Raw genomic sequence first — 11,275 nt, 5'->3', positions numbered from 1 at the left:
GAGCTTTCAGGGGCTTTAAAGCATAATTTTCATCAATTAAAAAAACTGAAGATATTCAGATTATCTGGAGATATTTATCTTATGTCAATTCCTCAAGGTGAAAAATTGAGGCTCATTAGGGAATCAGAGAGGTTGAGCAGAAGAGAACTTGCTGATTTAACAGGGATAAACTACGCAAGCTACTTGGGTTATGAGAACGACAAAGCGAAGATGCCGTTTGAGGCGGGAGCAAAGTTGTTCAAAATCACTCGCTTTAGAAAATACCGAGACTGGTACATGTTTGATGAAATTTCACCCGAATCCGGCCAGATAGCGCCGGTTCTCGCACACTTTGGGCAAGACGACAACGGGTTACCGCCCTCAGACCAGCAAACTGGTTAACCCTACATCAACGTTTTATTGCCTATATAGAGGCTCAAAGCCTGAGCCAGCGGGCAGTAACATCTAGTATCGGAGAGCTTCGCTATGTCGATTAAGAAGCTCGATGATGGTCAATATCAAGTGGATGTAAGACCGACGGGCCGCAATGGAAAGCGGATCCGGCGTAAGTTTGACAAGAAGCATGAGGCAACTGCTTTTGAACGGCATGTGCTAGCAACACAGCACAACAAGCCTTGGCAAAGTAAGTCGAAAGATGTCCGTTCACTGGCAGAACTGATAGAGATTTGGTGGGTCCACAAAGGGTTAACTCAAAAATGGGGGGCCCATGCGCGCCGAACCTTGGAACGAGCAGATCGTTACCTGGGTGAACTACGGGTCAACCAGCTCAATTGCCACACTCTCACCCTATTACGATCCCGCATGTTGACGGCAGGTATTGCTGCCAGCAGTGTCAATCGCTTGATAGTTGAGCTAAGCGGTATGTTTACCTTCCTCATTGATGGTGGCTTCTATCATGGAGAACATCCGATTAGGGAGTTAAAAAAACTGAGGGAGGCTCCCAGGGCGATGAGCTATTTCACGCCATCGGAAGTTGAGCAACTTCTTGCTCGATTAACCGGGGATGATCTTGGTGTGTCGGTATTGTGTTTGAGCACAGGTGCGCGATGGAGTGAAATCGCAGAGCTGAAGGCGAGCCATGTGGTAAATCGTCGAGTGACATTTGTCGCCACCAAAAATGGCAAGAGCCGCACTGTGCCGATTAGTGAAGATGTTGAGCGGGAATGGGTAATGAATAAAAAGGGTTTATTGTTTCCTACTGCAAATTACAAGCGGGTGCGAGAAACAATCAAGGCAGTGAAGCCAGACCTTCCCAGAGGACAGGCCTTGCACGCACTACGGCATACCTTCGCCACGCACTTTATGGCCAACGGCGGCAATATCTTGGTATTGCAACGGATTCTTGGTCACGCGACGATCCAGCAGACGATGACCTATGCTCATTTTGCCCCTGATTTTTTGCAGGATGCGGTTAGCTTTAACCCGCTGAAAGGTGGGGCAGGTTAGTAGGAAAGTGTCCACACCAATGACCACACTCGGGCTCTTTCAGGAGTGTCTGAGAGCTTGCCAAAGCTGACAACTCCTGACGGCTTTATTTTCACTAGACCAGTCATAGCAAGGCTTCAAGGTGAATACCTTGATATGGCTGGGCTCGTAGAATAATGGGCAGCTGTAAATTTAAAATATGAAAAGGCCCCCGCAGGGGCCTCGACTGACATCAATGTTACTGCTTGCTGACGATGATCCTGCCGGTGCTCATGTCCCTGGCCTGACCGGTGACCGCTATCTTGAGGCCAAACTGGGGCAGGCGCTTGCCGGCATCCGGGATGGCATCCTGCTGATAGCTGTTGCCATCCTTGAAGATGCGTTTGGGCGCTATCCACAGATCCTGCAGGAAGGAGCCGCTCGGGCGGTTGAGGATGAGCGGTTTGGCTATCCCCAGGCTGAAGGTCGCATCATGGATCTGGTAGCGGGTGCTGGCCACGGCGCCATCGCTCCATGTGAGTGGGCGCTGATCCGCATCTACCACGCCGAGGAAACCCTCCCCCGGGTGTTGTCCGACCCAGTTGTTGCTCTGGCTGTTATCCACGTACCAGAGCAGCAGGCCCGGCTCGTAGCGCATCAGCTGGTCGCTCACGTTGATGTGGGCCAGCCCCTTGTCGACGCCCGCATGGTTGCGCCACTCGGCCAGGTAGTAGTGATCCTTGGCCTCGTTGCCATTGCTCTTCACGAAGCCGGCCAGGCTGAAGGCTGAGGCAGCCTCGGCACCGTCGCTGAGCAGAGTCTCGCCGTCGGCGACTATCTGGATCTCGTCCACGAACAGACCCTGCTCGGCCACGCCACCATCGCTCAGGTACTGCAGGCTGAGCTGGATCTGCTGACCGGCCCAGGGGCTCAAGTCAAAGTCGGCATCGACCCAGCCCCCCGAATGGCCCGTGATGCCGATACCAAAACCGATGCCGTTCGGATCGTCCGAGGTGGTCAGGTTGCCCGCAATGGGCTGGCCGTTGACCAGCACCCGCGCGTAGTCGAAGCCATCTTCTATCTGGTACCAGGCCTTGAAGCCAAAGGTCGCACTCTGTTTGCCGGTCAAGTCCAGGTTGAGGACCATGCGGTTGTCCAGATCATTGCCGTTACCACCATGGTATTCAAACTGGCCGGCGTAGGGGGGATTGAGGGGCACCTGTTTCGGGGGCAGATTGATGCGCACCACATCATCGTTGCGTCCCTTGTCGTTGGCCTGATCCAGCATATAGACGTTGCCGCGTCGGCTAAGATCGTCGACATGCACATTGCTGCCATGCAGCCAGTTGCCGCCGAGGGAGGCTTGCAGGAACTCCTTGGCCCAGGCGGAGAAGCCGGTCGGTTCGGTGCCGCCAATTACCCCAGCCCAGGAGCCGGAAGACATCACGGACCAGGTGGCGACGGGTTCGCCCTTGCCGGTGTACTTGGTGTCGTATTCATCCGGCAGGCCGAGATCGTGGCCATATTCATGGGCGCAGACCCCGGCCGCCGCATCGATGGGCTGTATGGTGTAGTCGTAGGCGGCATACTGGCCGTTGAAGTTACCGGCCGGGCTGCTGGTGCCGGGAATGGGGTAGGGGTTGCCCAGGTTCCAGCGATGGGCCCAGATGGCATCTTCACCCAGATCGCCGCCACCGGCCTCTTCCCCCACGCTGGCGTGGAAGATCATCAGGTGGTCGATCAGGCCATCGGGTTCGTTGCGATTGCCGTTGCCGTTCAAGTCGTAGCGATCCTCCTGATCAAACTCGGCGAGATCGATGCTGGGGTCATTGGCAACCTGGATCAGCGCCTCCTTCACCAGCTCCCGCACCGCCGTTTCGTTCTGGTTATTGCCATAGTCGGCGGCAGGCTTGCTGGCCGTGTACCAGCCAGCCACCTGACCGCCCACGCTGTAACTCTGGCCGGATTGCTGCTCGTAGAACTGGCGCATCGAGATGAAGGTCTCGCCATTGGGGCCCTGGTAACCCTTAGGGGAGAACAGCAGGTCGTTGTAGTGCGCCGGGGTGTAGTCCGGGTAATACATCTTGGTCAGCTCGGGGCGGACACTGTTTTTCGGGTAGTCGGGGAAGTCGACCAGAATGGCGAGGATCTTGTCCTGCCGCTTGGCGCCCCGATAGTGCTCTTTCTCGATAGACTTGAGCAGCAGGGTGGGGATGCGATCGCCGGGACGGGCCGTGCCGTTCAAGCGGATCTTCTTGAGGATGCGCTCGCGCACCTTGCCCTCCTGCACCGCCAGGGCACCATGGCCCTGGTGGGCACGCGCCTTCTGGCGGTAGAAGCTGGCCAGGGCGGCCTGCTCCATCTCGGGCGAGGCCAGGGTGGCAATCTTGCCACTCTTCTTGAGCATCTCCAGCACCTTGGCCTCATCGGCCAGGGGGGCATCGAAGGGGCCATGCACCGGGGCGGCGCTGACCTGGTTTCCAATCATAAGGGTCGAGCCAATCAGCAGGCTCAGTATGGTTTTTTTAGTCATTATTAACGTGCTCCATCACGTGAAAAAAAGGAGCCAGCAGGGGCTCCTCTCTCGTCGGCAAGCTCGGCTTGCCGACCCTTGATAACCCGATGCGTACCCTTTGTCATCGCGGCTTCACTGCGTCCTTGTTCTGGAGAAGAGGCTATTGGTGACTCATTCGTTCTGGTTTGAATGCGCTTGTCTGCTGGATGTGCGGTCCATCAGGTGATGTATGGCAGATAGTGCGGATTAGCCCCCAAAATGGGCATGTCCCCATTTGGGGGAGAGGGAGAGTGCCTGAACAAAGGGCAGATGGACACCGACACTCGTTGAGCGGGGCGCGCCGGACAGGTATGCTTTGCGCAACCATACCGCCTGGGAGGCAACATGAGTCTGGATATGCAAGAGTGGCGCGACGAAACGACCGCCATAGTGACCGAACTGCTGGCCGACGGCAGCAACCCTGAGCTCGACTACGAGATAGAGCACCACTTCGCCTGCCAGGATTTCGATCTGCTGGAGAAGGCGGCGGTGGACTTGTTCAAGGCGGGCTTCGAAGTGACCGATGCCGAAGAGATGGAGCTGGATGACGGCGCCACTATCTTCTGTTTCGATGCCACTGCCGAATGCGCCTTGAATGTGGAGCGTATTCTCGCCGACATCGAGAAGATGCGTCCCATCCTCGAGAAATACGGGGTGGATTACGATGGCTGGGGCACTTACTTCCAGGAGTAATATCCAGGGGTGAGGCCGTATCTCCCGGGCCCGGCGCCGCCAGATAGGTGGTGAGGGAAGGCCAAACCGCCGCCATGGAGGGCGCCGGGAGTACAGCATATAAAAAGCGGTCACCCCAGGGTGACCGCTTTTTTAGCTGTGACAGCGCAGGCGGGCGATGGGATGCAGGATGGAGCCCCAGGGCTCAGGTATCGCTCAGGCCGTAACTGCGACCGAACTCCTGAGGGGGCAGGGGGCGGCTGAACAGGTAGCCCTGCAGCCTGTCACAGCCCGCCTCGGTCAACCAGCGGCGCTGCTCCTGGGTCTCGACCCCTTCGGCGGTGATCTGGATACCGAGTTCATGGCCCAGGCCGATGACGGATCGCACTATGGCCGTGGTGGCGGCATTGCTCACCAGATCCCGGGTGAAGCTGCGATCCAGCTTGAGGGTGGCGACTTCGAGGCGCGGCAGATAGGCGAGGGAGCAGTAGCCGGTGCCAAAGTCATCGATGGCAAGCTGGAAGCCAGCCTGGATCAGGCTGGAGAGGTTCTGCTCTATCTCGTCGGCATTCTCCATCAATACCCCTTCGGTAATTTCCAGCTCCAGGGTCGCGGGGGTTATGCCATGGCGCAGGGCGCAGGCCTGGATGCGCTGGCCCAGCTCGGGGTCGCGGAACTGCAGTGGCGAGAGGTTGACCGACAGCATGAGAGCTGGCCACACCTGTTGCCAGCGCGCGAGCTGGGCACAGCCTTGCTCGAGCATCAGTTCGCCGAGTCGCCCGATGAGCCCCAGCTCTTCGGCCAGGGGGATAAACTCGTCCGGCGCCACCATGCCAAGGGTTGGGTGGGGCCATCGGCAGAGCAGTTCGGCGCCATGCAGCTTGTCTTGCCTGGCGCAGATGATGGGCTGGTAGACGGCGGTGAGCTCGGCCGAGCGGATCGCCTGGGGCAAGTCGGCGCTGAGCTGCTTGCGGCGTTGCAACTGCTGGTAGAGCTCGGGATCGAACAGGGTGCAGTGCTGCTGCAGGCGCTTGCCTTCGGCTAGGGCGGCCTCGGCATGGCCCAGCAGGCGCTCGGCGTCATTGGCTCGTCCCTGGGCGATGCCAAGGAAGCAGGTGATCTGGATGCGATGCTCTTCGACCTGATAGGGTGCCATCAGCTCCCCTTGCAGGCGCTGGCTCCATTCGGCCAGGGGTTTGTCCAGCTCGGGCAGTAACAGGGCGAAGTCATCGGCGGCGACCCGGCACAGCAAGGCATTGGCCGGAGTCAGGCGTTGCAGGCGCTGAGCGACCTGGTTGAGCAGGCGATCGGCGATGCGGATGCCGAACCTGTCGTTGATCTCGCGAAAATGTTGCAGATCGATGAGCAGCAGACTGGCTGGGCGCCCGCCGAGATGGCGGCTGGTCTGCAGGAAATGGGAGAGTTTGAGCAAGCCGGTGAGGCTGTCGTAATGCTGCTCCTGCTGCAACTGGGCCTGGGTGGTGCGCAGCCCGGTGATGTCGCGACTCAGCGTGAGTATCCCGAGGGAGAGGCCGTTGTCGTCTGGCACCTCAACTCTGATGATCTCCAGATGGCGACCCTGCCCCTTGGCATCGAGCAGGCAATATTCACCACGGCCCATGGGCATCTGGGGGGGCAGGTGCTGACGGACGTTCTGGCCCAGCACCTCGCTGGCCTGCAACCCCATGAAATCGAGGAAAGCCTGGTTGCAGTCGAGCACCCGGCCGTCGTGATCCTCGAACCGGATAGGATCCGGTATGGCGTCGAGCAAGCGGCGTTGCAACAGCTGCTGCTGCTTGAAGGTCTGCTCCAGCTCCTTGTGTTGCCCTATCTCGCTCACGACGCCAAACAGCGCGAGAGGGGCTCCCTCCTCGTCGTAGATAGGAACCTTGTGGGTCTCTATCCAGAACTCGTTATCGTCACGCAGGCAGAGCTGTTGCTGGTGCAGCAAGGGCTCACCCCGTGCCAAGATCTGGCTGTCCTCCTCGTGAAATACGTCTCCCCAGGGGAGCTGCGCATCCCTCTTGCCAATGAGCTCGCCCGGATGCGTGGCGCCAGCGTGCAGGGCAAAATGGCGATTGACCAGCAGGTAGCGGCCATCTGCACCCCGGCAGAAAATGCTGATGGGGAGTTGATCTATGATGGCTTGCAACTGATCTGGGGTGAACAAGGTGTGAAGGTGGGCTCAAAGGGCAAGTTTCGAGCAAATCTATGATAGGACACTCTTTTTGTAAAGCCCGCTCGGGCCTCGATCATTTCTTTATTGTCCTGCTGACAGCCGTTGACGCTGGCGCCATAATAGCCGCCGGTTGGCCTATGGCCTCATGATGAGACGAGAAGAGACAGATGAAAAAGATAATGGGGAGCGCCCTGGCGCTGCTGCTGGCAGGCTGTGCAGCGGACAACAATGGTGGTGAGCAGTACCGTTATAACCCGCCGATCGCCAAGGCGACCAATAACACCCAGGAGATGCAGATCCCGGTCGATCTGGTCTGGGCTCGCGCCGAGAAGTGGTTTGCCGACCACGGCCTCAAGATCGAGACCAGCCAGCGTGCCACCGGTCTGATGACGGCCAATGTCGAGAATGCGGCCGATGGTCTGGAGTGGCTCGATTGCGGCACCATGGGATCCAAAGTCGCACTGGGTAACCCCAACTTGCAGATCAACCTGATCGTCACCCAGAGCGGTACCAACAGCGTGGCTACCGTCAACGTCAAGGGCAATACCGAACTGTTCTTCGTCGAAGGTTCTGGTGAGCGGGTTGCCGCGCCTTCCATTACACCCGTTTGCGTCTCGCGCGGTACCCTGGAGCAGGGACTGTTCGCCACCCTGGGTAATTAAGAGGGGGTCTGAACGACCCGGCCCTTGCGTGGCTGCCTGGCCGAGTCATCAAACAGGCAGGCATGAAAAACGCAGCAATAAAAAAACCGGGCCAAGGCCCGGTTTTTTTATTGTCGCCACGCTCACTCTTCGTCGCGGAAGATGGTGATGGCGGAGAAACCCAGCTCCTTGAAGTGGTTCTCCTGATAATCTTTCACGCTCTTCTTGTCACGGCGGCACACCTGAGCCAACTGGGCCTCCATGGCGTGGAATGCCTTGAGGTCGAGCCCTTCGGCGGCCGCGATGGCATCATAGATGCTGCGGAATTTGTCGTTGGAATAGCCGATTTCCTTGGCCTGACTCTTGTATGTGTAGGTAATTTTAAACGCCATGGGGGCCTTCCTTCTTTTTGGACTGCTTGCGCTGGACGTACAGATAGAGGCTCTCGACCTTCTCCCGGGCCCAGGGGGTCTTGCGCAAAAACTTCAGGCTGGATTTGATGCTGGGATCGTCGGTAAAGCAGCGGATATTGATCTGCTGCCCGAGGGCCTCCCAGCCGTAGTGCGCCACCAGTTCGGTCAGGATCGCCTCCAGGGTCAGGCCATGAAGTGGATTCCTGGGCTGGGCCTTGTCGGCCGCAACCGGGTCGGACTGGGGGTTATCGGTCGGTTCGCTCATGCGTCGCTCGCCAGGGTGGCAAAGGGCTGACCCATGCGGGTAGTGACGCCGGGCGCCAGCGGCGCATCGAAGCTGGCCAGCATGCCGGGGCCAAACAGACAGACCACTGTGCTGCCGAGTTTGAACAACCCCATTTCCGCCCCTTTTTGCAGGGTGATGGCCTCATCACCGCTGTAGTCCCAACGCACCACTTCCTTATGTTTGGTCGCTCCTTTCTGCTTAGCTGGCGCAATGTTGCCAGCCCAGATGGTCTCGATGCTGGCGACGATAGTGGCGCCGACCAGCACCAGGGCCATGGGGCCATGAGCGGTGCGGAAGGTGGCGACCACCCGCTCATTGCGGGCAAACAGATTCGGCACGTTTTCGGCGGTCAGCGGGTTGACCGAGAAGAGGTCGCCGGGCACGAACACCATGCTCTCCAGCACGCCATCCAGGGGCATATGGATGCGGTGATAGTCCTTGGGGGCCAGATAGATGGTGGCAAAGTCACCATTCTTGAAGGGGGCAACCAGATCCTCATAACCACCCAGCAGCTCGCGGGCACTGTAGTCGTGGCCCTTGGCCTGGATAATACGGCCTTGGTTAATGGGGCCGAGCTGGCTGACGGTACCATCTACCGGCAGGGCCAGGGTCATGGGATCGTCAACCAGGGGACGGATCCCCGGCTTGAGCTCGCGGGTAAAGAAGTGGTTGAAGCTCTTGTAGAACGCGGGCTCTTCATGGAGCGCTTCGCTCATGTCGACCTGGTACTGCTTGATAAAGGCCTCGATCACCTTGGTGGTGAGGTTGCCCGCCTCGGCGGCAGCCAGCTTGCCGAGCAAGCGAGAGAGGGCATGCTTGGGCAGACAGTATTGACCGGCAATCTTCAGGTTGTCAGTAATGCTCATGATGTTCATCTGCTCTTTTAATAGAAAGAGGGGTTTAGTGGGTCACAGCCGGGCTTGTTGCCGGCCATGGCGGGCTTCCTGCATGGTTTCCAGGATGCGGTGATAGTTGTAGAAGCGATCCGCGCTGATGTCGCCCCGCTCGACCGCGGTGCGCAGGGCGCAACCGGGATCCTCCTTGTGGGTGCAGTCGCGAAACTTGCAGCCCCCCAGGTAGTCGCGGAACTCGACGAAGCACCAGGTGATGCGATCGGCTTCCAGGTGCCAGAGGGCGAACTCACGGATCCCCGGGGAGTCGATGAGATCGCCGCCACTCGGGAAGTGATAGAGTCGCGCCGTGGTGGTGGTGTGCTGGCCGAGCCCCGAGTTTTCGGAGATCTCGCCGGTCAAGACACCCAGGCCGGGCATCAGGGCATTGGCCAGGGAGGATTTTCCTACCCCGGACTGGCCGACGAAGATGCTGATCTTGCCGTTGAACTGGGCCTTGAGCTCCTCGAGCCCTTCACCGCTCTCGCAACTGACCAGGATCACCTGATAGCCGAGTTTTCGGTAGGCGCTCAGTTGGCCATCGATGCGCACGCGGGCGGCGTCATCGAGCATGTCGACCTTGTTCAGCACGATGAGCGGCTGGATCTCGACATCTTCGGCGGCTACCAGATAACGGTCGACGATGTTGGTCGAGAACTCGGGCATCACCGCCGAGACGATGATGATCTGGTCTATGTTGGCGGCGATGGGTTTGACGCCGTCATAGAAATCGGGGCGGGTCAGCACCGAGTGGCGGGGGTGTACCGCCTCTATCACGCCCGGAGTCGCCTCGTTGAGGCCCGGACGCCATACCACACGATCGCCGCATACCAGGCTGGTGATGCTGCTGCGGCGCAGGTTGCTGCGGTGGATGCTGCCATCACTCGCTTCCACGTCCGCATGCTGGCCGAAACGGCTGATCACCATGCCTTCGATAGCCGGGCCGAACAGGGTGTCATCGACCTGGTTGTTGTGCTCTTTTTGCAGCCGCTTGTCGCGGTTGACCTGGACGCGCCTTTGTTGACCCAGATTGAGTTTTGCTTTCTTTGCCACTCGATTCGCCAGTTTATGAACAGATCCAAAGCCAGTATGATACATGCAAATTGGCAAAGTTCCGCCATTCCTCCCAATAGAGAGAGAACAAGCATGAGTGTCAGCGCGCAGAACCTGGTATGGATCGACATGGAGATGACGGGGCTGGACCCGGAACTGAATGTGGTTATCGAGATAGCCACCATCATCACCGACAAGGATCTGAATGTGCTGGCCGAGGGCCCGGTGCTCGCCATTCATCAGAGCGAGGCGGAGTTGGCCAAGATGGATGAGTGGAACGTGCGCACACATACCGGCTCCGGCCTGGTGGCTCGGGTACAGGCGAGCGAGTATGACGAAGCCCGCGCCGTGAAGGAGACCCTCGACTTCATCCGGCAGTGGGTGCCGGAGCGCACCAGCCCGCTGTGCGGCAACAGCATCGGTCAGGATCGCCGCTTCATGGTCAAACACATGGGTGAGCTGGAGGCCTTCTTCCACTATCGCAACATCGATGTCAGCACCATCAAGGAGCTGGTACGCCGCTGGCAGCCCGAGTTGCTGGATCAGTTCACCAAGAGCGGTTCCCACCAGGCGCTGGACGACATTCGTGAGTCCATTGCCGAGCTGCAATTCTACCGCGGCCACGTCTTCAAGATTTAAGGGGCCGCCAGCTGTACCAAGCGGCCAGCGTGGCCGAAGGGTAGTGACAAGGGCGCAGCCCTTGTCAGCGTCAGCAGCGGTTACTCCTCTGCGTGGGGCTGTTTCGATGGCAAGGCAGAGGGGGAGTGGCATCATTGGTTGGGAAAATCGACAGTTCGACCAGCTTTTGAGCGAACGGACTCTGCCCGACAAAAAAGCCCTTGCAATTGATCACTCTGCTCTTATAATTCGGCTCCCGTGTAGTAGCGCAAGCAACCAAATGCTGCACGATTTTTTTATTGATGATTGTGCGGGAATAGCTCAGTTGGTAGAGCACGACCTTGCCAAGGTCGGGGTCGCGAGTTCGAGTCTCGTTTCCCGCTCCAACATCGATTCAAAAAGCAATAGATATGCAGCTGCATCGGTTTCACACCGAGATGATGCGGGAATAGCTCAGTTGGTAGAGCACGACCTTGCCAAGGTCGGGGTCGCGAGTTCGAGTCTCGTTTCCCGCTCCAAGCAGTTGCAGATCGCCAGCAGTACCCGGTGCGGGAATAGCTCAGTT

Annotated in this window: 11 protein-coding genes and 2 tRNA genes; 7 read left to right on the top strand and 6 right to left on the bottom strand. The window is 58.5% G+C overall.

Annotation, left to right across the window (positions count from 1 at the left end; all coding sequences use genetic code 11):
• Both BN1130_RS22600 and BN1130_RS06705 read left to right on the top strand, forming a co-directional pair.
• On the top strand, positions 1 to 381 hold a 381-nt coding region (locus BN1130_RS22600; RefSeq protein WP_232301935.1), incomplete at its 5' end, for a helix-turn-helix domain-containing protein.
• A gap of 84 nt (positions 382 to 465) precedes the next feature.
• The gene (locus BN1130_RS06705) at positions 466 to 1,446 is read left to right on the top strand and encodes a phage integrase (protein WP_042040976.1); all 981 of its coding nucleotides are present in this window, start codon (positions 466 to 468) and stop codon (positions 1,444 to 1,446) included.
• 217 nt (positions 1,447 to 1,663) lie between these two features.
• On the opposite strand, the gene BN1130_RS06700 is transcribed toward BN1130_RS06705, so the two are convergent.
• Complete coding sequence (locus tag BN1130_RS06700; RefSeq protein ID WP_042040975.1) at positions 1,664 to 3,937, bottom strand: immune inhibitor A domain-containing protein; 2,274 nt, start codon at positions 3,935 to 3,937, stop codon at positions 1,664 to 1,666.
• Between the two features lie 378 nt (positions 3,938 to 4,315).
• On the opposite strand from BN1130_RS06700, the gene rraB reads away from it, so the two are divergent.
• A complete protein-coding gene (gene rraB, locus BN1130_RS06695) occupies positions 4,316 to 4,651 on the top strand; it encodes a ribonuclease E inhibitor RraB (protein WP_042040974.1) in 336 nt (111 codons plus the stop codon).
• 184 nt (positions 4,652 to 4,835) lie between these two features.
• On the opposite strand, the gene BN1130_RS06690 is transcribed toward rraB, so the two are convergent.
• Positions 4,836 to 6,800: a putative bifunctional diguanylate cyclase/phosphodiesterase gene (locus tag BN1130_RS06690; protein ID WP_042040973.1), complete on the bottom strand. Its 1,965-nt coding sequence runs from the start codon at positions 6,798 to 6,800 to the stop codon at positions 4,836 to 4,838.
• A 176-nt stretch (positions 6,801 to 6,976) separates the two neighbouring features.
• On the opposite strand from BN1130_RS06690, the gene BN1130_RS06685 reads away from it, so the two are divergent.
• Positions 6,977 to 7,471 (top strand): hypothetical protein, encoded by a 495-nt coding sequence (locus BN1130_RS06685; protein WP_040319391.1) that lies wholly within the window; start codon positions 6,977 to 6,979, stop codon positions 7,469 to 7,471.
• A 122-nt stretch (positions 7,472 to 7,593) separates the two neighbouring features.
• On the opposite strand, the gene BN1130_RS06680 is transcribed toward BN1130_RS06685, so the two are convergent.
• From BN1130_RS06680 to rsgA, 4 genes are read right to left on the bottom strand one after another with little or no spacing between them, the layout of a single operon-like run.
• On the bottom strand, positions 7,594 to 7,842 hold the full coding sequence (locus BN1130_RS06680) for a DUF2960 domain-containing protein (RefSeq protein WP_042040972.1): 249 nt from the start codon (positions 7,840 to 7,842) through the stop codon (positions 7,594 to 7,596).
• Positions 7,832 to 8,128 carry a VF530 family protein gene (locus tag BN1130_RS06675; RefSeq protein WP_042040971.1) on the bottom strand — a complete coding sequence of 99 codons (297 nt, stop codon included), beginning with the start codon at positions 8,126 to 8,128 and terminating at the stop codon, positions 7,832 to 7,834. Before BN1130_RS06675 ends, BN1130_RS06680 begins: the two co-directional genes overlap by 11 nt.
• Positions 8,125 to 9,015, bottom strand: a complete 891-nt coding sequence (asd, locus tag BN1130_RS06670; RefSeq protein ID WP_042041024.1) for an archaetidylserine decarboxylase — start codon at positions 9,013 to 9,015, stop codon at positions 8,125 to 8,127. The genes BN1130_RS06675 and asd overlap by 4 nt, the downstream gene beginning before the upstream one ends.
• Before the next feature lie 42 nt (positions 9,016 to 9,057).
• Positions 9,058 to 10,092, bottom strand: coding sequence for a small ribosomal subunit biogenesis GTPase RsgA (gene rsgA / locus BN1130_RS06665; protein WP_042040970.1), 1,035 nt, complete (start codon positions 10,090 to 10,092; stop codon positions 9,058 to 9,060).
• A 93-nt stretch (positions 10,093 to 10,185) separates the two neighbouring features.
• Here rsgA and orn point away from each other — a divergent pair, with 93 nt between their 5' ends.
• The 3 genes from orn to BN1130_RS06650 all read left to right on the top strand — a co-directional run bounded on the left by orn (position 10,186) and on the right by BN1130_RS06650 (position 11,228).
• Complete coding sequence (gene orn / locus BN1130_RS06660) at positions 10,186 to 10,731, top strand: oligoribonuclease (RefSeq protein ID WP_042040969.1); 546 nt, start codon at positions 10,186 to 10,188, stop codon at positions 10,729 to 10,731.
• Between the two features lie 289 nt (positions 10,732 to 11,020).
• Positions 11,021 to 11,096 (top strand) — tRNA-Gly (locus tag BN1130_RS06655).
• A 56-nt stretch (positions 11,097 to 11,152) separates the two neighbouring features.
• Positions 11,153 to 11,228: transfer RNA gene (locus BN1130_RS06650), tRNA-Gly, on the top strand.
• The last annotated feature ends 47 nt before the right edge of the window (positions 11,229 to 11,275 follow it).

The organism is Aeromonas rivuli (assembly GCF_000820045.1).
GTDB lineage: Bacteria > Pseudomonadota > Gammaproteobacteria > Enterobacterales > Aeromonadaceae > Aeromonas > Aeromonas rivuli.
The sequence above is the reverse complement of the archived record's forward strand: the minus strand, read 5'-3'. Positions and strand labels throughout refer to the sequence as shown.

Excerpts from the sequence above, each read along its gene's own strand:
- BN1130_RS06705 (WP_042040976.1), top strand. The coding sequence starts at position 466 with ATGTCGATTAAGAAGCTCGATGATGGTCAATATCAAGTGGATGTAAGA.
- BN1130_RS06700 (WP_042040975.1), bottom strand. The coding sequence starts at position 3,937 with ATGACTAAAAAAACCATACTGAGCCTGCTGATTGGCTCGACCCTTATG.
- rraB (WP_042040974.1), top strand. The coding sequence starts at position 4,316 with ATGCAAGAGTGGCGCGACGAAACGACCGCCATAGTGACCGAACTGCTG.
- BN1130_RS06685 (WP_040319391.1), top strand. The coding sequence starts at position 6,977 with ATGAAAAAGATAATGGGGAGCGCCCTGGCGCTGCTGCTGGCAGGCTGT.
- BN1130_RS06680 (WP_042040972.1), bottom strand. The coding sequence starts at position 7,842 with ATGGCGTTTAAAATTACCTACACATACAAGAGTCAGGCCAAGGAAATC.
- BN1130_RS06675 (WP_042040971.1), bottom strand. The coding sequence starts at position 8,128 with ATGAGCGAACCGACCGATAACCCCCAGTCCGACCCGGTTGCGGCCGAC.
- asd (WP_042041024.1), bottom strand. The coding sequence starts at position 9,015 with ATGAGCATTACTGACAACCTGAAGATTGCCGGTCAATACTGTCTGCCC.
- orn (WP_042040969.1), top strand. The coding sequence starts at position 10,186 with ATGAGTGTCAGCGCGCAGAACCTGGTATGGATCGACATGGAGATGACG.